This window comes from Silanimonas algicola, from assembly GCF_054777375.1.
The window spans coordinates 974,714-996,542 of the sequence record NZ_BAAHAS010000002.1; the positions used below are offsets into that span (position 1 = coordinate 974,714).

Here is a 21,829-nt window from a genome sequence, read left to right on the forward strand (position 1 = left end):
CGGATGGCGGCAGTTCGGTGACGATCGCCCCCGTTATGGGGCCGGGGTCGCCGGTTTCAAGGCCTGCCCGACCAGCTGGGCCGTGGCCTGCACCATCGGGATGACCTGCTCGTAGGCCATCCGGGTGGGGCCGATCACGCCCAGCACGCCCAGCACCCGGCCGTTCACGGCATAGGGCGCCGTGACCACCGTGCAGCCGCCGAGCGGCGCCAGCCCGGTTTCTTCACCGATGAAGATGCGCACCCCCTGGGCCCGGGCGCAGCGTTCCAGCAGGCCGAGGATCTCGCGCTTCTGCGCGAAAGCGTCGAACAGGCCGCGGAGGCGCTCCACGTCGGCCAGATCGGGGCTGCCCATCAGGCGGGTCTGGCCGGCGACCAGTACGTCGTCATCCCCCTCCGGCAGGACCTGCTCGGAGAGCTCGACCGCCGCGGCCAGAGTGCGCTCCAGCTCGGACTTGGCATCCTGCAGCTCGCGGAGCAGGGCGGCACGGATGTCTGCCCAACCACGGCCGGCGAAGTGCCGGTTGAGGTAGTTCGAGGTCTGTTCGAGTTCGCCCTGCGTGTAGGGCCGACGCGTCTGGATGATGCGGTTCTGGACCTCGTGGTCCATGAAGACGATCACGACCAGCACGCGCTGGGCGTCGATCGGCACGAACTCGATGTGGCGGAAGGCGAAGGCCGCACGCTGGGGCACGGTGACGACGCCGACCGAATGGCTCATCGAGGAGAGCAGCTCGGTGGCGCCGGCCAGCAGGCCCTGGGTGCCCTGCCCCTGCGGCAGTTGCTGGGCCAGTTGGCGGACCAGCCCTTCGTCCGGCTGGGGCAGCTCGATCAGGCTGTCGACGAACACCCGGTAGCCGTGGGAGGTGGGGACGCGGCCGGCGCTGGTGTGCGGTGCGGCCACCAGCCCCAGCTCCTCGAGGTCCGCCATGATGTTGCGGATGGTGGCCGCACTGACGTCCAGCCCCGATTGCTTGGCCAACGTCCGGGAACCCACCGGCTCGCCATGGGCGATGTACTGATGCACGAGCGAGCGCAGGAGCTGGCGGGCGCGGGGGTCGAGGCGGTGCGAGGATGGCGGCATGTCGCATAGATAAGTCCGGCCTTCCCCGATGGCAAGCGTTGGCGCTGCCATGGCCGGATGCTAGCGTTCGCGCTCGCCGGCACGGGGCGCCCGCCCCGTGCCCGCCCCCTTCGCTGCCGTGACCCCATGCTCAAGCTGCTCTCCCTCCGCGATTTCGCCGTCGTCCGCGCCGCCGAACTGCGCTTCGGCCCCGGCATGACCGTGATCTCTGGCGAAACCGGCGCCGGCAAGTCCCTGCTGGTCGACGCCTTGCTCTGGCTCTCCGGCGCCCGGGCCGACGCCGGCATGGTCCGCGCCGGGGCGGCCCGCGCCGAGCTTTCCGCGGAATTCACGCTGGACGACGCTCCCGACGCGGCCGTGTGGCTGGCCGAAAACGAACTCGACGACGAGGGCGCCTGCCAGCTCCGGCGGGTGGTGAAGGCCGACGGGGGCTCGAAGGCGTGGATCAATGGGCGGGCGGTCAGCATCTCGCAGCTCTCGGCCCTGGGGTCCCGGCTGGTCGAGATCCACGGCCAGCACGAGCACCAGGCCCTTCTTGATCGCAGCCGCCAGCTGGGTTTGCTCGACGCCTACGGACGCCTCCAACCCCTGCTCACCCCGGTGCAGAAGGCCGCCGCCGACTGGCAGGCCGCCGAGCGCGAGCTGGCGCAGCTGCAGGAGCGCGGCGATGTCGGCGACCGCATCGACTACCTCGGCCACCAGCTCGACGAGCTCGACCGGGAGCCGCTGGCCCCCGCCGACATCGACGCCCTGCTGGCCCAGCACCGGCGCGCTGCCAACGCCGGCGCGCTAGTGCAAGCCTGCGAGCGCGCCGGCCTCCTGCTCGGCGACGACGACGGCGCGGCAGCCGGCATCGGCCAGGCCCTCGCCGCGCTGTCGAAGTGGATCGCTGACGAGCCTCGCCTCGCCGAAGCGGCCGGCCTCGCCGAATCGGCACGGTTGCAGCTGCAAGAAGCCGTCGCCCTGCTCGACACCGCCCGCGAGAGGCTCGATCTCGACCCGATGGCCCTGCAGCGCGGCGAACAGCAGCTGTCGCGCCTGCACGACCTGGCACGGAAGCACCGCGTGCCGCTGCGCGATCTCGAAGCCCGGCGCGAGGCCCTCCGTGCGGAACTGGAGTCCCTCCGCGGTTCCGAGGGGCGAGTGACCCGCCTCCAGTCCGAACGCGAGGCCGCCGCCGATCGCTGGCACGAGGCCGCCGCGACGCTCACCGCCGCAAGGCGCCAGCAGGCCGACGCGCTCGGCTCGGCCATCACGGCACTGATGCAGGAACTCGGGATGGGCGGTGGGGTCTTCGAGGTCGCGCTCGAACCTCAAGGCGAGACGCGCCCGAACGCCACGGGTGCGGAGCGCGTCGAGTTCCTCGTCAGCGCCAACCCCGGCCAGCCGCCGCGCCCCCTCCGGAAGGTCGCCTCGGGCGGCGAGCTGGCGCGTATCGCCCTCGCCATTGAGGTCGCGACGCTCGGCCTCGACGACACCCCGACGATGGTGTTCGACGAGGTGGACACGGGAATCGGCGGCGCCGTCGCCGAGATCGTGGGCCAGAAGCTGCGCCAACTCGGCGGCGGCCGCCAGGTCCTTTGCGTGACGCACCTGCCGCAGGTCGCGGCCCAAGGCCACACGCACTACCGCGTGGCGAAGTCAGTGAGCGGCGAGGAGACCTTCAGCCACCCCGAACGACTGGAGGAGCCGGCGCGCGTGGAGGAAATCGCACGCATGCTCGGCGGCGTCGAGATCACGTCCGCAGTTCGCACGAGCGCAAGACAAATGCTGGAGAAGGCGCGAAAGCGCTGAACAGGCCCGACGGTCGCATTGGCGCCCGTCGCCAGCGGAAGCGGCCGCTCGCTCCGGCGCCCGCCGTGGCCGCTTATTTCCGCTTCTTGCGGACGTAGAGCACGAGCGCGTGGTCCTCGATCTCGTAGCCATGCTGGGCGGCGATGGCGTTTTGCAGCGCCTCGATCTCGCCGCTGTGGAACTCGATCACCTTGCCGCTGTCGAGGTCGACCATGTGGTCGTGGTGCTCGCCCTGGTTGAGCTCGTAGACGGCCTGGCCGCCTTCGAAGTTGTGCTTGAGAACGAGGCCGGCGGCCTCGAACTGCGTCAGCACGCGGTACACCGTGGCCAGACCGATGTCGTCGCCTTTGTCCAGCAGCACGCGGTAGATGTCTTCCGCGGTCATGTGCTTTGCCGAAGGCTGTTTCTCGAGGATGTCGAGAATGCGCATCCGCGGGATCGTGACCTTCAGGCCGACTTTTCGCAGGTCTTTGGATTCCATCGGCATCCTCTCGCGCTCCTGAACGGCACCACCGGGGCTACGGCGCGCCTCGGGGCGGAGTGTATCATCGCGTGGATTCCGACCTGCCGAGTCCCCATGCGCCGCATCCTCATCGCCCTGGCCGTCGCCGCCCCCCTCCTGCTTTCGGGCTGCCTGTACCGCCAACCGATTTTCCAAGGCAACCTGCTCGAGCAGAAAAGCGTTGAGCAGCTCGCCGCGGGGATGAGCAAACGCCAGGTGTTCGCGCTTCTGGGCTCTCCTTCCGTCGCCGACCCGTTCCGACAGAACCGCTGGGACTACGTGTCCTCGGAGAGGCGCGGCCATGCGGACGCGGTGGTCAAGGTCTTCACCGTCCACTTCGAGGGGGACAGTGTGACGCGCTGGGAAGGCGAGTACTTCCCGGAAGCCGACAGCGCGATGGCCAAGGAGCAGGTCGAGCGTTTCGGTCCGAACCTCGCCCGCGACAAGGACAAGGATCGCCGCGGCCGCTGATCGGCTTCAGCCCGTCCGACCCGCACCGGCGCGGGCACGTCTGGCCAGTTTCGGATCCGTCGGCAAGGCGCGCAGCAGTTCGAGGCGGTCGCCGTCGCGCAGCCGCGCCTCGGGCCCCACTTCCTTGCCAAACACCGCCATCGCCGCCGGGGCATAGGCCGCTTCCGGCCACCCGGGGGCCTGCACAGGCAGAACGGCCAGCACCTCGCCCGCGGTCGGCCCATCCGCGGCCGGCAGCCGCAGCCGCCACGCGCGGCCGGCTTCCGCGTAGATGACTTCGATGCCTTCGGCTGCGACGGCCATGGCTCAGGCCCGACCACGATCCGCGGTGTTGGCGATGCGGCAGAAGTCGTCGACCAGCCGGTCCGCCAGCCCCTGGAAGCCGAGCGCCAGCGCATTGCCGACCAGTGCGCCGGCGACGTCGAATTCGAGGTTCAGGCTGACCTTGCAGGCCTCCTCGTCGAGGGCGTGGAAGGTCCAGTGGCCCTCGAGGCGGCGGAAAGGACCATCCACCAGCTGCAGGTCGAGGCGGGTCGGCGCCACCCAGCGGTTGCGGGTCGTGAAGTTCGTCCGCAGGCCGGCGACCTTGAGGTCGAGCCGCGCCACCATCGAATCCTCGCCGCGTTCCAGAACGCTCGCCAGTTCGCACCAGCCGAACCAGCGCGGGTAGTCCTCGACCTCGTTGACGAGGTGGAACATCCGGCCGGCGGAATGCATGACGAGGGCGTGGCGCTGGATGCGGGTCATCGGCGTGCGACAATGCGGCCATGGCTGGAAAGAAGAAAGAAAAGGATACCGAATCCGGCGGTGGCACCATCGCGCTGAACAAGCGCGCACGCCACGAGTACGCGCTCGGCGAGCGTTACGAGGCCGGCCTGTCGCTGCAGGGCTGGGAGCTCAAGTCCATCCGCGCCGGCCGGGCGAACATCGGCGACGCCTACGCGGTGATCCGCGGAGGCGAGCTGTTCCTGTTCGGTTCGCAGATCACGCCACTGATCCAGGCCAGCACCCACGTGGTGGCCGACGACCGCCGCACGCGAAAACTGCTGCTGCACAAGCACGAGATCGACAAGCTCATCGGCAAGGTGGAGCGCGACGGCTACACCCTCGTGCCGACGGCGATGTACTGGAAGCGCAACAAGGTGAAGCTCGAGCTCGCACTGGCCAAGGGAAAGCAGGAGCACGACAAGCGCGACACCGCGCGGGACAAGGACTGGCAGCGCGAAAAGCAGCGGGCACTGCGCCACCGCAACAAGGACGCCTGAGCCCGCCGCGGCGGCGCCGACCGACCATGGACGCTGAACATGCGCGCGAGTGGCCTTGTGCCACCCGGGCCCCATCCCCATACTGCGCTGGCAAGGTTGTTTCATGACGACCGCGGAACCGGGGGTGTCCTGGCTTCGACGGGGGTTGCGAAATTGCCTGGCGCATGCCGAGGGGGCGGCTTTCCTCGTTAATCCAGCAGCAAAAACTCAGACGCCAACGACGACGTCTACGCTCTCGCCGCTTAAGGCGTAAGCCCCGAACCCACTTGTGCCTGTGCTCGTGGATGTAGGGTCACTATCACGGGATGGTTCCCGGCGGCGACCCGCCAACCGGAAACGAGACTTAGCGGGTATGTCCTGCGGCGTGCTTCGCACACCGTGTTTCCGCAGGCCGAGAACGAACGGTGAGCTAAGCATGTAGTGCCGGGCATGGAGTGCTCTCGGACGCGGGTTCAACTCCCGCCACCTCCACCATTTAGCTGTCCAAAGCGGTACAAATCAGGCTGAAATCCTCAATGAAAACAAGGATTTCGGCCTTTTTTGTGTCCAAAGGAAGCCAGAGGGGTGCATTGCCATATGCCCCACTGCGGGGGCATCTTTGGGGGCATCCGGGGGCATGAACAGTCCGATGCCCCCAGCGGCAACGGAGAAATGCCCCCATGCCCCTAACCGATACCGCCATCCGCCAAGCCAAGCCAGCCGACAAACCAAAGCGGCTCGCGGATGGCGGCGGCCTATACCTCGAAGTCTCGCCAGCCGGCGGAAAACTTTGGCGGCTCAAGTACCGCGTGGACGGTAAGGAAAAGCGACTCGCCATCGGCGCGTACCCGGCCGTGAGCCTCAAGGACGCCCGCGAGCGCCGCGAAGACGCCAAGCGGCAACTCGCTGCCGGCATCGACCCTGGCGCCGCCAAGCAGGCCCAAAAGGCCTCCCGTGCGGAGGCCACAGCCAACAGCCTTGAGGCCATCGCCCGCGAGTGGTTCGCCAAGCGCGAGGGCGAATGGGTGTCGTCCTACAGCATCAAGGTGAAGGCGTGGCTGGAAGGCGACGTGTTCCCATGGATCGGAACCAAGCCCATTAGAGACGTCACAGCCCCAATGGTGCTGGACTGTCTGCGGCGAGTGGAGGAACGCGGCGCTGTGGAATCGGCGCACCGCATCCAACAGCAGCTAGGCCAGGTCTTCCGCTACGCCATCGCCACGGGGCGCGCCGAGAACAATCCCGTTCCCAACCTGCGCGGCGCCCTCGCCCGCCCGAAGGAAAAGAACCTTGCAGCAATCACCGATCCCAGGCAAGCCGGCGCTTTGCTGCGAGCCATCGAGGACTACCGAGGCAGCTTCACGGTGCGCTGCGCCCTGCGACTCGCCCCGCTCGTCTTCGTTCGCCCCGGCGAACTTCGGCAAGCCGAATGGACGGAAATCGACCTCGAGTCGGCTGAGTGGAACATCCCCGCCTCCAAGATGAAGATGCGCGAGCCGCACCTTGTGCCGCTGTCGTTGCAGGCGCTGGCCGTACTGCGCGAGCTTCAACCGCTGACTGGCTCGGGACGCTACTTGTTCCCTTCCCCTCGCAGCCCCAAGCAACCCATGAGCAACAACGCCGTTCTTTCGGCCCTGCGACGCATGGGTTTCGCTAAGGATGAAATGAGCGGCCACGGCTTCCGAGCTATGGCGCGGACGATTCTCGATGAAGTGCTGCACGTGCGGCCGGACTTCATCGAGCATCAGCTCGCCCATGCCGTTCGAGATGCCAACGGACGCGCGTACAACCGCACCAGCCACCTCGCTGAGCGGAGAAAAATGATGCAGCAGTGGGCCGACTACCTGGATTCCCTACGCGCAGGTGGCCAGGTCATCCCCATGACTAGGCGCGCTGGCACGGGTTAGCCCCCCCTGCGAACATTCGCACCTGATCGCGCTGGCCGAGACTGGACACGCTTCCCCTCAAGCGGACGCATCCCGCGTCCGACCATGAGAGGTGCAGAGCGTGAACCTGAAAATCGAAAGCGACCAAGCCCTGCCGGCAACGGGATTTCTCCGACTCCCTCAGATTCTGGGAAGCGCCGCAACCCGGAGGAAGGACGGCTATCCGCCGCTCATTCCGGTATCCAAAGCGACCTGGTGGGAAGGCGTTCGCTCGGGACGATTCCCTAAGCCCGTGAAACTCGGCCCCAATACGAGCGCATGGCGCGTCGAAGACATTCGGACGCTGATTCAGCAGCTCGGGGGAAGCGCTCAATGAGCCCCGGAAAGAAAAACGCGACGGGGGCAACCGTCGCGCAGCACATGGCAAACCTGCGGGGCTTGTATGGGCAACCCAAGGCTACCGGCTCCAGACCGGAGCGCAAGGGTGGGCGGGACAATCCGGTAGCGCCTACCGACTGGCGCGACCGCCTGCCTGATCCCGCGGCGTACTACGCGTGCCACCTGTCGAAGGTCACGCGCCCGAACGCCGACGGCTGGGCGCAGGCCCGGTGCCCGTTCCACGAAGACAAGGTCGCATCGCTGAGTGTCCATCTCACGAGTCCACGCGGCGGGTGGAAGTGCTTTGCCGGCTGCGGCTCAGGCGACCTGGTGAGCTTCCACATGCGATTGCGCGGCCTGCCGTTCCCGCAAGCCCGCAGCGAATTGCTGAAGGGGGCTTGAGCATGGACGCATCGAACCATCCGCCAGAGGGGCGGAAAGACGCCGTGCGCCGAATCAGCGGACCGGCACTGGCGAAGGGCTACCAACCTGAGGCGCTTCACGAGTATCGCGATGCCAACGGCAAGCCGGTGCTGTGGCGGATTCGGCTCCGGCATCCCGAAACGGGCGGCAAGTGGATTCGTCCGATGTACTGGAACGGATCGGCGTATGTCGGGGGTGAGCCGCCCGCCCCTGCCAGTGGGCGCCCTCTGTACCGCCTGCCCGAAATGCTGACCGCCGATCCCAAGGCGCCGGTGTTCGTGGTGGAGGGCGAAACCTGCGCCGATGCGCTGCACCGGCTGGGATTGGTGGCCGTCACCTCAGGGGGGGCGTCATCCGATGGCAGGGCCGATTGGCGACCGCTGCAGGGCCGCCGCGTCATCCTGTGGCCTGACCACGATGAACCCGGCAGGAAGTACGCCGACCGCGTAAGCGAGCGCCTGAGTAGGTTGGGCGCGGCCTGCGAGTGCCTGGACGTGGCGGCACTTGGCCTGCCCGAAAAAGGCGACGCGGTGGACTGGACCAAAGCCCACCCGGAGGCGACGTCCGCCGACGTGTTGGCACTGCCGCGCGCGATACCAGAAGAGCCAGAGCGCGAAGGCGTGCAACTCCGGTGTATGGCCGACGTAGAAATGCGACCCGTTGAATGGCTCTGGCCTGGATGGCTTGCGCGCGGGAAGCTTCACGTGCTGGCCGGATCGCCCGGCACGGGAAAGACCACAATTGCGCTCGACTTCGCCGCGACTATTTCAAAGGGTGGACGCTGGCCGGATGGCGAGCAATGCAACGGAGGCAAGCCGGCCCACGTGCTGGTGTGGAGTGGCGAAGATGACCCTGCTGACACCATCGCACCGAGGCTCGCCGCTGCCGGGGCCGACATGTGCCGAGTGCACGCAATAGAGTCCGTGCGAATCGACGGCATGCCGGTGCCATTTGACCCTGCCGAACACCTTCCCGAACTGGCGGCCCGCATGGCCGAGCTTGGCGACGTGGGGCTCTTGATCGTTGACCCCATCGTGTCGGCAGTGGGAGGAGACACCCACAAGAACGGCGAGGTGCGGCGCGCACTAGAGCCCCTGGTAAGGCTGGGGCAGGACTTCGGATGCGCCGTTTTGGGCATCTCGCACTTCAGCAAGGGCACGAACGGCAAAGACCCCACCGAGCGGGTGACAGGTTCAATTGCTTTCGGGGCATTGGCTCGCGTGGTGCTGGGCACGGTGAAGCCGCGCGAGGAAGGCGAGCCGCGCTTGATGGTGCGGACGAAGGCGAACATCGGCCCCGATACGGGTGGTTTCGCCTATGTCCTCCTGCAAGAGGAAGTGCGGCCCGGACTTTCAGCTTCCTGCGTGGCATGGGGTGACGCCGTGGAGGGCAGCGCGCGCGACTTAATCAGAGAGGCCGAAGGCAGCGATGGCGAGCGAAAAGATCGGGAGGATGCAACGGAGTGGCTTGCCGCCACCCTCAACCGAGGCCCGATGCCCAGCCGGCAAGTGAGGGCCGCCGCCGATGAAGCGGGCCATGCCTGGCGAACGGTGCAGCGGGCGATGCGCTCGCTCCGCGTACATGTGAAACGGGACGGCTTTGGGAGAGACGGAAAGACGCTATGGGCGCTGCCGCACTCGCGCCAATCCGTATCAATCGCGCCAGACACGCCACACTTTGAAGATGGCGCAAATGGCGCAACTTGATGCGGATTCAGTTCTAGCTAGCAAAACGGTTGCTAGTGCCAAGCGGACAACGGACCGCCGCTCCGACCGAACAGCATCCAGGAGACTGTATATTAATCTCCAGGCATATTTTTTTTATCCCGTTATGAGTGTTGACATGCCTCCAGGATGCTGCTTCAATGCTTCCAGGTCATTCCGACCTGACACCCTGGAGAGTAGAAATGGCACCGGAAGAGCTGGAGAACCTCCCCACCCCTATGTCTGGCAACCTAGACGACCTCTTGGATGCAGGCGACACCACCGAGAAGGCTTACAAGGTCTTCGTAGGCCACAACCTCGGCCACAAGGCGTTTCTCATGCAGATTCCGATGCATGAGTTCTTCCAGATGTCTGAAGTTGCAAACGACCCCGGCCGCGACGGCGAAGAGGGAGTTGCCCAACGAAAGCTGGACGAATCACACGCGCACAAGCTCGCGGTCTACATCCTTAAGGGGCTCGTCCAGGGCGCCATCGCTCGCCGCAAGGTAATGGGCAAGGTTGAAATGCCGTCGCTCAAGACGATTCTTGAGCGCATGGGACGCCAACCCTACATGTCGCTCCAACCCCTGGTTGCAAACATCCGCACAGCGAAGGATGGCGCTCGAAGCATTCGCGCGGAACGAATTCTGTCGAAAGCTGACAGCTCCACTGTCGGCTTCAACATCTATCTCTCGCAGCAGCACGTTCTCTGGGTCATCGACGGGCAACATCGTCGCTGGGCGATGAAGAAGGTCTTCGACTTCCTCGACGCGGTCCTCCGAAGCGGCACCTATCCCAAGAAAAAGGACTCTCTGTACTTGGACGCTTCGGGCGATGTGCCTGCCGAGTTCCTTGCAGCCTGGCAAGAAGTTTCAGAGAGCGCCAGGAGCTTCAGCACTGTCTCCGCCGAAGTGCACATGGGGCTCACCCCGGAGCAAGAGCGTCAGCTTTTTCACGACCTCAACAACCTTGGGAAAAAGGTCGACAAGAACCTGGCGCTCAAATTCGACAATTCGAACCCAATCAATCTCTTCATTAAGGACGTTCTGCACGAAGAGATTGGACTCAACATTGTTGAGCGAGAGGTGAAGGACTGGAAAGATGATGAGGGCGCTATCACTTTGAAGGACGCCGTTGCGGTAAACGCAATTCTCTTCTTGAACAAGACAAACATCGCCGGCGCGGCGCCCGATACGGTTCTCGAGAAAACGCCAATCGCGAAGGCATTTTGGGAAGCCGTCAAGGCAATCCCCGGCTTCGGCGAAGCAGGGGCAAAAGAGAAGACGGTTGCAGCTCAGCCGGTTGTTCTGAAGGCGCTTGCGAAACTGGTTTTCGACTTCGGATTCAGCGCACGACGGCCAGAGAATGGCCAAGCATTGATGGAGGAATTGCTGGCGTCAGTTACGGAGATCGACTTCTCACATGAGAATCCGATGTGGCGGTTCTATGAGCTCTCTGAGGTGGAGCGCGCCACCCTCGGGCTCAAAGGCCTTGAAACTTACCTCCCCGCCACGAACAGCGGAAACCGCGATGTAGGCTCGTTCCAGAATGGTGTAATGCGGTTTGGAGCGAAACACAATGACATTTATCCGCTCATTGGCGACATGATTCGTTGGCGACTGTCCCTGCCGAATCGAAACGCCTAAGCAGCGTAATGATTGGTGGCCCGGCTCACATGCCGGGCCACTTCATTCCTGAGACTGACGGAGTGTGTAAGCAGGCACCCCATCTGCTCACCAATCATGGCTTCTTGGTGAGCGCCGTCAGCAACTGCGAAATCTGCAATGCAACTGCGCTTGTGTCAGGCCCCCTGTCTTCGACCACAGGTAGGCTATCCGAGAAGATGCTTTTGGCAACATCGGCTTTAATTGCGTCTCTTTTGTCCTTTTCCAAAAGCGCAAGATAGGGGCCGATGGTCGTCAGAATATGCTGGCGCCGCCTATTGAGAACCTCATTGGTCCGATGCCTTCCTGACTCCTTGGCAAGATAAATCGCGGGCGCGAAGAGGACCACAGAAAAAGGCAATCGATACAAAGCAAGGCGCCAATCGACTTTGTAGTCTGCCCCCTGCTGGAACCAACTGATGGCTTCAGGAGCGAACAGGACGAGCGCAGCAGCAGCCATAAACCCGATGGTGAGTCGCCTGTAGAGATTGGCACTCACCCTCTCCTCGTTCGCGTACTTGGCATAAGCACCAGCTTGTGCCGTGTCGATCACTGCCCCGAGAACCTTCTCAGCGTCATCCTGGAAGGACTGCATTGCCAGAAGACCGGCGGCATTCTGCTCAGTGAGCTTGCCGTAATCGGAAACAGCCTTCTCCTGAAACTTTCCAAGCCAAGAATCAAACGCAGCTGCGCGAGCAGACTCACTGGCCTGGAACGTCGAGTTAAAGGTGGAAAGCTGCGCTTGCACGGTCGTCTCGACCGTTGCCACTCGACCATCCAACTTCGCAATCTCTTCGCTGGAGGCACCAATACGCCCCTCAACTAACTCCAGCCTCTTCGCTGAATCAGCGACCAGTGCATCAGTACGTGAGGCATAGGAGACAGCGTGTCGATCAATCGCTTCCGCGTATGCAACAGCAGCTCCTGTAACGCTGGACCCTGCGCCACCTAAAGCAGCAAAGGGGCTCTGACAAGCAATAACCAAAAGCTGGTCCGCGTGCCCGTTTGCACTCTGCAGGTGACGAATCTGCCCATTCGAGCCGAACGCGGTCAGTTCGCCAACGACCTGCTGAGCATAGGACTGCAACTGCCCCAAGTAGTTTGGCGGAAGAACCTCTGGGTCCAGACCGTCAATCACTCCGCCAACAAACGCCAAGACCTTGGAAAGACGCGCGTGCTCCAACGTCACAGCAACTGCGTCGGACATATCATTTGGCAACGGCTCTCCAACCAACTCCGTGAGTCGCGCCCAATCAGCGTGGAATGGATGGGATTTGAAATGGTCAATCCAACGCGACATTGCAGACTCTCCTAGCAGCAGGATCGAAAAGACGTGACGCAAACTCGGGCGAGCAAAGGCGCAACTTCAAAAAACCGAAATCCACCTTTGGCCCCGGCTAGCTTCCGTCTTGCGCGGCTCTCGGCGGCGCTTCGAGCCAGCGGGCCTCATCAAAACTACTCACATCAAACTCAAGAGTGAGCGGGGCGTGCTGAAACAGCGGCACCTCGATTCGAACCAGTTTCGCCCGCTTCATTTGGGACAAGAATCTTGCCTGGTTAGCGAAGAACAAAACCGTTGAGTCGTGACTCTCAGGCTCATTCATCGTGAACTGCTGAATAGCCCCGTCATCGAATTTCACGGAGTAATTGCAACCGCCGATGCGGCAAAGCATCTGCCCCCTCTCGATCTGAAGGATAACGTCCTGCCCGTATCGCGGGTGCTTTCGAACCGTCAGGGCACCTCTTTGCTCGCCTTCATAAGGGAACCCCAACCGAAAGGTGTTCCGGCTTCGAAGCACTGCCGTCCTGAAGGTTCCACCCGACATCGCATCTCCACCGGTGGAGTACGCCCACGTCGCTAAGGCCTCCTCGCGGGCCTTTTGCTCAGCCTCTGCCTTAGCCAGGGCCTGTTCGGCAGCCTGCGCAGCCTTTTGCGGGGTGGGTGGCGGCCGGGACGGCGCGCGGTCGCTACCTGCGATGCACGTCACCAGCATCACCGGGATGAACAAGAGAGCCAAAAGCACAGCAACGACTTTCGTGCATCCCGAGGTGCGAACGATCTTGGCTCCGCAATGAGGACACGCCGTTGCGTTGGTGCTGAGTGTGCCTCCGCATTCCTTGCACTTCGTAAGCGCCACTCCGCTCTCCTTGCGATTGGACTGCGCTGGACTATGCCGCCCACGATGAGAGACGACAAGGCGAGTTCGAACGATAGACCCCGAACACACAACACATAGAAGCGCAACGCAAAGAGGGGAAGCGACCAAGCCCTGGGGGCATTTTTGGGGGCATCATTCCTTTACCCGCAATCAAGGCCCGCGCGGTTGAGCCATATCCCGCCCTGATTTGAGTTCCGCCACCTACCATCTGGACCACGCGACCCGCCGAAAGGCGGGTTTCGTGTTTTCAGCCCGCCATGCGCTCGCCTGAGTCCGCGCCAAAGCGCTGGGAGAACGCCTCGGCCGTCAGCGCCGGGGCCATCAGCCAGCCCTGCATCTCGTGGCAACCGGCCGCATGCAGGAGCTCGCGCTGTGCCTCGGTCTCGACGCCTTCCGCGGTGACGGAAAGGCGCAGCGCGCGGCCCATCTGGATGATCGCCACGACGATGGCCTCGCTCTCGGCGCTGCCCGGCAGGTCGGCGATGAAGCTGCGATCGATCTTGATGCGCTCGATCGGGAACCGCTTCAGGTAAGACAGCGACGAATAACCGGTGCCGAAGTCGTCGATGGCGAGGCGAACGCCAAGGGCGCTCAGCGCCGTGAGGCGGCGCATGGCGTCCTCGACGTCGGCGATCAGGATCGACTCGGTGAGCTCAAGCTCCAACGCCTCGCCCGGCAGGCCATGGCGGCGCAGGCCCTCGGCGATGGATTCGACGAAATCGCTCTGGTGGAACTGCAGGGCCGACACGTTGACGGCCACCGCCACGCACAGGCCGGCACGCCACCACTGGCTCAACTGAGCGAGCGTGGTCTCGAGCACGAAGCGGCCGAGCGGGATGATCGCGCCGCTCTCCTCGGCCACCGGGATGAAGCGGCCCGGCGATACGGCCCCGAGCTCGGGATCGGTCCAGCGAACGAGCGCCTCGGCACCAATCAGGCGGCCGTCCTCGATGCGGAATTTCGGCTGGTAGTGCACTTCGAGCGCCCCCTCGACCAGCGCATGGCGCAATGCGTGGTCGAGCTTCATCCGCGACAGGAGCCCGATGTTCATCTGCCGCTGGTAGAACCGCAGGTCGGCCCGGCCGCGCTCCTTCACCGCGTACATGGCGCTGTCAGCGTTCTTGGTGAGCTCGTCGGCGTCGGTGCCGTCCTCCGGGTACATCGCGATGCCGATCGACACCGTCAGGCTGAAGCTCATCTCGTCGACCACGACCGGCTGGGAGATGGCATGCAGGATCCGCCGTGCCGCCACCTCGGCTCCCGCGGCGTCGACGCCCGCGAGGATGAGGATGAACTCGTCGCCACCGACGCGTGCCGCCGTGTCCACCTGCCGGACGCAATCCTGCAGTCGTTCCGAGACACCGATCAACACGCGGTCACCGAAGCCGTGGCCAAGGGAGTCGTTGATCTGCTTGAAGCGGTCGAGGTCGACGAAAAGCACCGCGAAGCTGCCCCGCTCGCGCTTCGCGTAATTGATGGCCATTTCGAACCTTTCGCGCAGCAGCACGCGGTTCGGAAGGCCGGTGAGCGGGTCGGTGAACGCCAATTCCTCGATCCTCTGGCGCGCCGCCATCGCCTCGCTCAAGTCCTTGGCAAAACCGATCAGGTGCAACGTGGCGCCAGCATCGTCGACCACCCGGACCAGCGATAGCAGGCACGGGTAGGACTCGCCGTCGCTCCGCCGCGCCCACAGCTCCCCCTGCCAGAAGCCTTCGCGCAGCAACGCGTTGCGGATGGCCCGTGCCTCTGCACGCGATGCGACGTTCGAGAGCAGGGAGGCGGCCGGCTTGCCTTCGATCTCGACCGAGCGCCAGCCCGTCTGGCGCTCGAAGGTCGGATTCGCAGCCACCATCCGGAAACGGGCGTCGGTGACGAAGATCGCATCGAGGCTGGATTCGAAGACTCGGGCGGCGAGCTTCAAGCGGGCCTCGTCCGCGAGCCGCTGGGTGATGTCGCGGAATGAGAACACGCGCCCGATGGGGCGCCCCCGCGCGAACTGGGGCAGCGTGACACGCTCGAGCACCTTGCCGCTGCGCAGAACAAGCAGGTCGTCAGCCTCGAGCAACGGTGCGCGGGAGATCTGTCCCATGCGATCCCGATAGCCATCGGGATCCTGCACCTGGCCGGACAGCCAAGCGAAGATGGCGGGGTCGTCGCGCTCGCTGAGCATCGCCTCGGGCAGGTCCCAGAGCTCGGCGAAACGCTGGTTGAATCCTCGGATCCCCCCCTCCATGTCGACGACCAGAATGCCGTCTGCGGTGGACTCGAGGGTGGCGCGAAGCTCCGCGATGATGTTCTCGAGCTGCTGCTCGGCGCTTCGTTGGTCGCTGCGATCGACCATCGCGACCATGTACACGGCCGAACCCTGCTCGATCTGCACGAGGCTGACGCGTCGCTCGACCTGGCGGATATCGCCGTTGCCGCGCTTCAGCAGTGTCTCGGAACGGATCGCGCGCGACCGACCGGCGGCCACGTCCTCCCAGAAGAACAGGTCCTGCGAGGTGGACGCGAAGTCCACGACCGGCCGACCGACCAGCGCCTCGCGGGGTAGTCCGATCATGTCCTCGGCCGCGCGGTTGACCGCGAGGATGCGGAGATCGACGGCATCGACCAGCCACACGGCCTCGATGACGCTCTCGATCAGCACCTGCGGCAACTTCGCCGTCATGGCGGGCCTTCCCTCCCGGCCGTGGCGAGCGAGCGCTCGAAGAAGTAGCACATGCGCTTGCGCGGGGAGAGGTAGTCGAACACCGCTCGAGGCAGCTGGACTGGCTTGATCGCGCGCTGGATGCCGATTTCAGGGTGGTGCTCGAGATCGACGATGAGCGCTTCATCGGCCGGCACTTCGGGCTCGTGGATCAGGATGCGCGGCTTCAGGGGACGGTCGGAATTCACCGATACCACGATGGCATAGCGCTCGTCGTTGAGCTGCAACACCGAGCCCGGCGGATAGACGCCCATCATGCGGATGAAGGCCGCCAGCACGGCAGCGTCGAAGGCGTCACGCTGGCGCGCGAAGATCAGCGCCAGCGCGTCGTGTGGCGTCAGCGACTGCGCCGGATTGCCTGGATTGCAGAGATTGTCGTACTGGTTGACCAGACCGACCACGCGGGCAAGGGGCTTGATCTGCTCGCCCTTCAGGCCGGACGGGTATCCGCTCCCATCGGCGTGTTCGTGGTGCTGCGCGATGATGTCGAGGACCTCGGGCGGCAGACCCATCTTCCTGCCCAACCCCACGCCGTGGGCCGCATGGCCTTGGAACAACCGGCGCTCGACCGCCGGCGCGTTGTCGTCGCGCCAGCGCAGGCGGTCGGGCAACTCGAGCTTGCCGATGTCGTGGAGCATCGCGCCGAGCCCGAGGCTGGCGAGCTGGCCGTCGTCGAATCTCAGGGCGCGTCCGAGCAGGATCGAAAGGACGCTGACGTTCATGGCATGGAACGTGGTTTCCTGGCCGGCCTTCTCCGAGAGGAGGCGGATGGCAACCTCGCCCATGCCGGCGACCTGCCCCACCATGGCATCGACTTGGCCCTGCGCAACCACCCTCGCCTGTGCGGGATTGGACTTGGCGTTCTGCAAGACACTACGGAGCTGGCGCGTGGCTTCGCTGAACTGATGCTCGCATCGATCGAGGCTGGCCTGCTGGTCGGCCAGCAGCGACCTGCGCTTTGCGGCTGCCGTCGGCTGCACCTCCCGCGCCGCAGACACCGAGGTGACGGACGTGGCCCCGGTAACGGCGACCGTTTCCGGCAGCGCCGCCGATGCCGCGGAAGACGCCGCCGGCATGTCGGGCACCGGGTCGTCGAAGCGCGGCACGCCGAGCGCCGACCATGTCGGCACGACCCCCTGCTCGGGGAGAGGGAGAACCTCGCTCTTGCCGGGCGAGTAGCGCACGCGCTTGATCCCCGCGGCACGCAACTCGGCGAGCTGCGCATCGTTCGCGATCAGGAATCCGCCGGCGGGGAAGGCAAAGGTCGACTCGTGCAGGTCGACCTGCACGTAAACCCCTACGCGAAGTCGACTCACGTCGATCGGTTCAAGTGCGGCTTCCGCCATGGCCTTCCTCGTTCTGGCCCTGCAAGCCTGAACGCGTCCCCAGCATGTTGCAAGCGCAGCATGGGGCGAGCGCACGCATCGAAGCCCTTGGAACCGACGTCGGCCATGGTGCCCGGAGCGGGACTCGAACCCGCATGGCCTCGCGGCCGAGGGATTTTAAGTCCCCTGTGTCTACCGGTTTCACCACCCGGGCATGGGCCCATCTTACGTACGGCCCAACGGCAAAAAAAAACCGCGCGACGCGCGGTTCGATTCGATGGAGGCCTGGGTCGGAATTGAACCGGCGTACGCGGATTTGCAGTCCGCTGCATAACCACTCTGCCACCAGGCCCCGCTGAAAAAACAAGACCTCGGCGAGCCGAGGTCTTGGGAAAACGTGGAGCGGGAAACGAGACTCGAACTCGCGACCCCGACCTTGGCAAGGTCGTGCTCTACCAACTGAGCTATTCCCGCACCGGAGACGCGTATTATGGTCATTCCGCCGACGATGTCAACACCATGAAGCGAATCGCCGTCGTTCGGATCGGGGTGGTTCAGCGCCCGTCGCGGACGAACGAGGGCCATGCGGCACGCAGGTAGTCGGCCCCCGACCACAGCGTCAGGGCCGCGGCCAGGGCCAGCAGCCATTCGCCGAGGGCCTGTGCCGGCAGGGCCGGCAGGTGCGGACCCAACCAGAGGCTCGGCCCGATCAGCAGCGCGACGATCGCGACCATCTGCACGATGGTCTTGATCTTGCCCACCCACGCCACCGCAACCGCACCACGCGCCCCGATTTCCGCCATCCACTCCCGCAACGCGGAGATCGTGATCTCGCGGCCGACGATCACCGCCGAAAGCAGGGTCAGCCAAACGGTCGGATGCGCCTGGACCACGATGAACAACGCCGCGGCGACGGCCAACTTATCCGCGACCGGATCGAGGAAGGCACCGAACGCGGAATTCATGTCGAAGCGCCGGGCGATCCAACCGTCCAGCCAGTCCGTCAACGCGCCCACCGTGAAGATGACCGCGGCCCAGAGGCGCGCCTGTTCCAGCGATGAATAGAAAACGACGACCATCACCGGGATCAGCGCGATGCGGAACAGCGTCAATGCGGTGGGAATCGTCAGCGTCAAGTCGAAGCTCCTGCGCCACCCTCGTCGGGCAGTCCATGCAGGAAAGCATAGATGCGCGAGGCCAACGCCGCACTCACACCGTCCGCGCGCGCGATTTCCTCGATCCCGGCCTCCTTCAGGCCCTTCAGTCCTCCGAAGTGCTTCAAGAGGGCCTGCCGACGCCGCGGACCGACGCCGGGGATGTCTTCGAGACGACTGGTGTCGCGCGCCTTGGCGCGACGCTTTCGATGCCCGGTGATGGCGAAACGATGGGCCTCGTCGCGCGCCTGCTGCACCAGTTGCAGGCCGGGCGATGCCGCTCCGGGCCGCAGTTCGCGGCCGTCGGGGAACACCAGTCGTTCCTCGCCGGCCTTGCGTGCCTCACCCTTCGCCACGCCGATGACGGCCACGCCCTGTACGGCGAGTTCCTCCAGTACGTCGAGGGCCTGCCTCAACTGGCCGATGCCGCCATCGATCAGCAGGAGGTCGGGCAACACGCCCTCCTCCACTCCGCGTTTGAAGCGCCGCGTCAGCGCCTGGCGCATGGCGGCATAGTCGTCACCGGGTTCGATCCCGGTGATGTTGAAGCGCCGGTAATTCGCGGTCTGCGCGCCCTCCGGGCCGAACACCACGTTGCTGGCCACGGTGGCCTCGCCCATCGTGTGGCTGATGTCGAAACATTCGATGCGCTGGGGGGGCGCCGAAAGGCCCAGCAACTGCTGCAGATCGTCGAGGCGCGCCTGCTGGCTCGCTCGCGTGGCCTGCTCGGTAGCGAGTGCCAGATGCGCGTTGCGAACCGCCATATCGAGGTAGCGCGCGCGGTCCCCGCGGACACTGGCCTTGATCTCCACGGCGTGCCCGGCCTGCTCGGCCAGTGCCGCCTCCAGGGTTTCCGGATCGTCGAGCGCGTGGCTCAACACCATCTCGCGGGGCGGCTTGCGCGCCGCGTAGTGCTGCGTGATGAAAGCTTCAAGGATCTCGCCCTCCACCACATCTCGGTCGATGCGCATCGGGTGAGACGCGGTACCGAGGTTCACGCCATCGCGGAAGCTCAGCACCAGCACGACCGCCACGCCGGCCTGCTGCACGCATGCAAGGACGTCGAGGTCGGGGCGATCGCCATCGACGTACTGCCGCGCCTGTACCTTGCGGATCGCCGCGATCTGGTCGCGAAGCGCGGCGGCGCGCTCAAAATCCAGCGCGGAGCTCGCGGCCTCCATCGAATGGCCGAGCTCACGCACCACGTCGTCGCTTCGGCCGTCAAGGAAGAGCCCCACGCGTCGCACGGCATCGGCGTAGTCCGCCGCCGGAACGAGGCCAACGCAGGGCGCGCTGCATCGGCCGATCTGGTGTTGCAGGCAGGGTCGAGTCCGGTTGCGGAATACGCTGTCCTCGCAGCTGCGGAGCCGAAAAAGCTTGAACATCAGGTCCATCGTCTCGCGGACGGCGAGCGCGCCGGTATAGGGCCCGAAGTAGCGACCGGATTGCGCGCGGGCGCCACGATGGTAGGCGAGGCGCGGCCACGCTTCCTGAGTGAGCAGCACGTAGGGGTAGCTCTTGTCGTCGCGCATCAGGATGTTGAAGCGCGGCTTCAACGCCTTGATGAGCTGGTTCTCGAGGATGAGCGCCTCGCTCGCGGTGCGCGTCACCGTCGTCTCGATGCGCGCGATGCGCGACACCATCATCGCGATTCGAGGGGCATGCTGCTTGCTGAAGTAGCTGCCGACGCGCTTCTTCAGCGACGCCGCCTTGCCGACATAGAGGACTCCGCCGTCGGCATCGAACATCCGGTAGACGCCGGGCGCCGTGGTCAGCCCGCGGACGAAGGCTCGGGCGTCAAAGGCGTCGGGCGGCGCGGCGGGCGTTGCGGGGCCCGGGGCCGAAGCCGCGCCGGTCGGCGCGGCGCTCATTCGCCGACCGGCAGGCGATGCAGTTCGCCGGTCTCGCTGTCGAAGCGCCAGACCAGGTGGTTGCCGGCATCGGCGATCCACAGATGGCCCTGCCAGGACGCAAGCGCCGCGGGACGATGCAGCGCGGAGGGCAAGGGCACGGTCGCCAACGCCTGGTTGCGCGAGACCCAGCGACGCAGCGCCCCGTTGCCTGTGTCGGCGACCCAAAGCCCTTGTCCGTTCGGCAGCGCTGCGAGTGCCGTCGGGTACTGCATCTGCGCCTGCCGGTTGCCGCCGTCCTTCAGCCCGAACTCGAACAGGCCGCGCCCGAAAAGGTTGCGAACGGCGCCATCCGCCAGCCGGACTTCGCGCAGCGCGGACGAGGATGCGTCGACTACGTAGGCACGATCGCCCAGCACCACCACGCCGGTGGGCTGCGCGAAGCTCGCCGCCGCGGCCGGACCCTCATCCTCGCCGAAGCGGCCACTGCCGCTGACGTGCCGCAATGTGACCGTCCCCAGCTCGATGGCCCAGAGCTGGTGGGCGGCGGCCAAGGTCACCAACAGGGCGTTCTCCGCCACGGCCAGCCCCCAAGGCCGGTCGAGGCTCGCGTCCTTCGAGAAACGCAGCGCGCCGGCCGCCGGATCACCGCTGCGCCCGTTGCCGACGAGCGTGTCGACTTCTCCCGTGCGGGTGTTGATCCGGCGGATCGCATGGTTGCCGGTGTCGGCGACATAGAGCCGGTCCTGCAGCAGAGCCAGTCCGCGCGGTCCATTGAATCCGGCGACATCGGCCAATCCGTCGACGAAATCGCGATTGCCCGTGCCGATGCGGCGGAGGATGCGGCCATCGTGCGTGCATTCGAGGATGCGATGGTTGCCGGTGTCGGCGATGTACAGGCGAGTGGCGTTGGCGACCAGCCCGGCCGGCGCGAGCAACGCCGCCCGTGGCTCCGTCGTGTCGAGGCGCGGCGGATCGACAAGGCCCCGGGCATGGGGAAAATTCGCGTCGATCTCGGCCTCCAAGGCGGGCACCAGGCCCTCGATCGCCCGATCGCCGACGAACCGTTCGCGGATGAAACCCTGGGCATCGACCAGTACCGCGGTCGGCCAGGCGCTGAGCGCGTACTGCTGCCATGCCGCCCAGTCCGCGTCATTCAGCAACGGCAGGGCCGCGCCCTCGCCTTGCAGCACGTCCCAAGCGACCGCGCCGTCCCGCTCATGGTCGAACTTGGGCACATGCACGGCGACGAACCGGGCGCGCTCTCGGAATCGCGACGCCAGGCTGGCGATGGCCTGCAAGGCGTTGTGGCAATGCGCTGAACCAGCGTTCCAGAACAGCAACACCACCGGATGGCCACGCAGGCCGGCGAGGGTCATCGGCGCCGTGTTGATCCAGCCCATCGAGGGGTCGAATTCGGGGGCGATGCTCAGGGCGAGGCCGGTAGGTGCGGTCGATGCCATGCGGGGCCACCTGGGGGACTGGC

At 65.4% G+C, this 21,829-nt stretch carries 19 protein-coding genes, 3 tRNA genes and 1 other RNA gene; 9 read left to right on the top strand and 14 right to left on the bottom strand.

What is annotated here, in order from left to right; genetic code table 11:
* Window positions 1-33: 33 nt before the first annotated feature.
* A complete protein-coding gene (gene hrcA, locus ACYVAK_RS09715; protein WP_461060315.1) occupies window positions 34-1,083 on the bottom strand; it encodes a heat-inducible transcriptional repressor HrcA in 1,050 nt (349 codons plus the stop codon).
* 126 nt (window positions 1,084-1,209) lie between these two features.
* Here hrcA and recN point away from each other — a divergent pair, with 126 nt between their 5' ends.
* Window positions 1,210-2,877: a DNA repair protein RecN gene (gene recN / locus ACYVAK_RS09720; protein ID WP_461060317.1), complete on the top strand. Its 1,668-nt coding sequence runs from the start codon at window positions 1,210-1,212 to the stop codon at window positions 2,875-2,877.
* A 73-nt stretch (window positions 2,878-2,950) separates the two neighbouring features.
* Here the strand turns inward: recN and fur are convergent, their stop codons facing one another.
* On the bottom strand, window positions 2,951-3,358 hold the full coding sequence (gene fur / locus ACYVAK_RS09725; protein WP_461060319.1) for a ferric iron uptake transcriptional regulator: 408 nt from the start codon (window positions 3,356-3,358) through the stop codon (window positions 2,951-2,953).
* 96 nt (window positions 3,359-3,454) lie between these two features.
* Here fur and ACYVAK_RS09730 point away from each other — a divergent pair, with 96 nt between their 5' ends.
* Entirely contained in the window at window positions 3,455-3,850 is a 396-nt protein-coding gene (locus tag ACYVAK_RS09730; protein ID WP_461060321.1) for an outer membrane protein assembly factor BamE, read from the top strand.
* A 6-nt stretch (window positions 3,851-3,856) separates the two neighbouring features.
* On the opposite strand, the gene ACYVAK_RS09735 is transcribed toward ACYVAK_RS09730, so the two are convergent.
* The gene (locus ACYVAK_RS09735; protein WP_461060323.1) at window positions 3,857-4,153 is read right to left on the bottom strand and encodes an RnfH family protein; all 297 of its coding nucleotides are present in this window, start codon (window positions 4,151-4,153) and stop codon (window positions 3,857-3,859) included.
* Between the two features lie 3 nt (window positions 4,154-4,156).
* The gene (locus ACYVAK_RS09740; RefSeq protein ID WP_461060325.1) at window positions 4,157-4,597 is read right to left on the bottom strand and encodes a type II toxin-antitoxin system RatA family toxin; all 441 of its coding nucleotides are present in this window, start codon (window positions 4,595-4,597) and stop codon (window positions 4,157-4,159) included.
* A gap of 20 nt (window positions 4,598-4,617) precedes the next feature.
* Between ACYVAK_RS09740 and smpB the strand changes: the two genes are divergently transcribed.
* The 7 genes from smpB (at window position 4,618) to ACYVAK_RS09775 (ending at window position 11,130) form a co-directional block, all read left to right on the top strand.
* The gene (gene smpB / locus ACYVAK_RS09745; RefSeq protein ID WP_461060327.1) at window positions 4,618-5,115 is read left to right on the top strand and encodes an SsrA-binding protein SmpB; all 498 of its coding nucleotides are present in this window, start codon (window positions 4,618-4,620) and stop codon (window positions 5,113-5,115) included.
* A gap of 120 nt (window positions 5,116-5,235) precedes the next feature.
* Window positions 5,236-5,589: a transfer-messenger RNA gene (ssrA, locus tag ACYVAK_RS09750) on the top strand.
* Window positions 5,590-5,774: 185 nt separating this feature from the next.
* On the top strand, window positions 5,775-7,001 hold the full coding sequence (locus ACYVAK_RS09755) for a tyrosine-type recombinase/integrase (RefSeq protein ID WP_461060329.1): 1,227 nt from the start codon (window positions 5,775-5,777) through the stop codon (window positions 6,999-7,001).
* 100 nt (window positions 7,002-7,101) lie between these two features.
* Window positions 7,102-7,356 (top strand): helix-turn-helix transcriptional regulator, encoded by a 255-nt coding sequence (locus ACYVAK_RS09760; RefSeq protein WP_461060331.1) that lies wholly within the window; start codon window positions 7,102-7,104, stop codon window positions 7,354-7,356.
* Window positions 7,353-7,760, top strand: coding sequence for a CHC2 zinc finger domain-containing protein (locus tag ACYVAK_RS09765; protein ID WP_461060333.1), 408 nt, complete (start codon window positions 7,353-7,355; stop codon window positions 7,758-7,760). The genes ACYVAK_RS09760 and ACYVAK_RS09765 overlap by 4 nt, the downstream gene beginning before the upstream one ends.
* 2 nt (window positions 7,761-7,762) lie before the next feature.
* Window positions 7,763-9,487 (top strand): AAA family ATPase, encoded by a 1,725-nt coding sequence (locus tag ACYVAK_RS09770; RefSeq protein WP_461060335.1) that lies wholly within the window; start codon window positions 7,763-7,765, stop codon window positions 9,485-9,487.
* Between the two features lie 200 nt (window positions 9,488-9,687).
* Entirely contained in the window at window positions 9,688-11,130 is a 1,443-nt protein-coding gene (locus ACYVAK_RS09775) for a DNA sulfur modification protein DndB (protein ID WP_461060338.1), read from the top strand.
* A gap of 94 nt (window positions 11,131-11,224) precedes the next feature.
* Here ACYVAK_RS09775 and ACYVAK_RS09780 read toward each other — a convergent pair whose 3' ends face one another.
* The 10 genes from ACYVAK_RS09780 to ACYVAK_RS09825 form a co-directional block, all read right to left on the bottom strand.
* Window positions 11,225-12,448, bottom strand: a complete 1,224-nt coding sequence (locus ACYVAK_RS09780; RefSeq protein WP_461060340.1) for a hypothetical protein — start codon at window positions 12,446-12,448, stop codon at window positions 11,225-11,227.
* A 97-nt stretch (window positions 12,449-12,545) separates the two neighbouring features.
* Window positions 12,546-13,286 carry a TFIIB-type zinc ribbon-containing protein gene (locus ACYVAK_RS09785; protein ID WP_461060342.1) on the bottom strand — a complete coding sequence of 247 codons (741 nt, stop codon included), beginning with the start codon at window positions 13,284-13,286 and terminating at the stop codon, window positions 12,546-12,548.
* Between the two features lie 268 nt (window positions 13,287-13,554).
* Complete coding sequence (locus ACYVAK_RS09790) at window positions 13,555-15,975, bottom strand: sensor domain-containing protein (protein WP_461060344.1); 2,421 nt, start codon at window positions 15,973-15,975, stop codon at window positions 13,555-13,557.
* The gene (locus ACYVAK_RS09795; protein WP_461060346.1) at window positions 15,972-17,360 is read right to left on the bottom strand and encodes an HD-GYP domain-containing protein; all 1,389 of its coding nucleotides are present in this window, start codon (window positions 17,358-17,360) and stop codon (window positions 15,972-15,974) included. The genes ACYVAK_RS09790 and ACYVAK_RS09795 overlap by 4 nt, the downstream gene beginning before the upstream one ends.
* 106 nt (window positions 17,361-17,466) lie before the next feature.
* Window positions 17,467-17,553: transfer RNA gene (locus ACYVAK_RS09800), tRNA-Leu, on the bottom strand.
* A 64-nt stretch (window positions 17,554-17,617) separates the two neighbouring features.
* Window positions 17,618-17,691 (bottom strand) — tRNA-Cys (locus ACYVAK_RS09805).
* 46 nt (window positions 17,692-17,737) lie between these two features.
* A tRNA-Gly gene (locus tag ACYVAK_RS09810) sits at window positions 17,738-17,813 on the bottom strand.
* 80 nt (window positions 17,814-17,893) lie between these two features.
* Window positions 17,894-18,475 carry a CDP-diacylglycerol--glycerol-3-phosphate 3-phosphatidyltransferase gene (pgsA, locus tag ACYVAK_RS09815; RefSeq protein ID WP_461060348.1) on the bottom strand — a complete coding sequence of 194 codons (582 nt, stop codon included), beginning with the start codon at window positions 18,473-18,475 and terminating at the stop codon, window positions 17,894-17,896.
* The gene (gene uvrC, locus ACYVAK_RS09820) at window positions 18,472-20,364 is read right to left on the bottom strand and encodes an excinuclease ABC subunit UvrC (protein ID WP_461060350.1); all 1,893 of its coding nucleotides are present in this window, start codon (window positions 20,362-20,364) and stop codon (window positions 18,472-18,474) included. Before uvrC ends, pgsA begins: the two co-directional genes overlap by 4 nt.
* Window positions 20,361-21,806 (bottom strand): redoxin domain-containing protein, encoded by a 1,446-nt coding sequence (locus ACYVAK_RS09825; protein ID WP_461060352.1) that lies wholly within the window; start codon window positions 21,804-21,806, stop codon window positions 20,361-20,363. Before ACYVAK_RS09825 ends, uvrC begins: the two co-directional genes overlap by 4 nt.
* Window positions 21,807-21,829 lie beyond the last annotated feature (23 nt).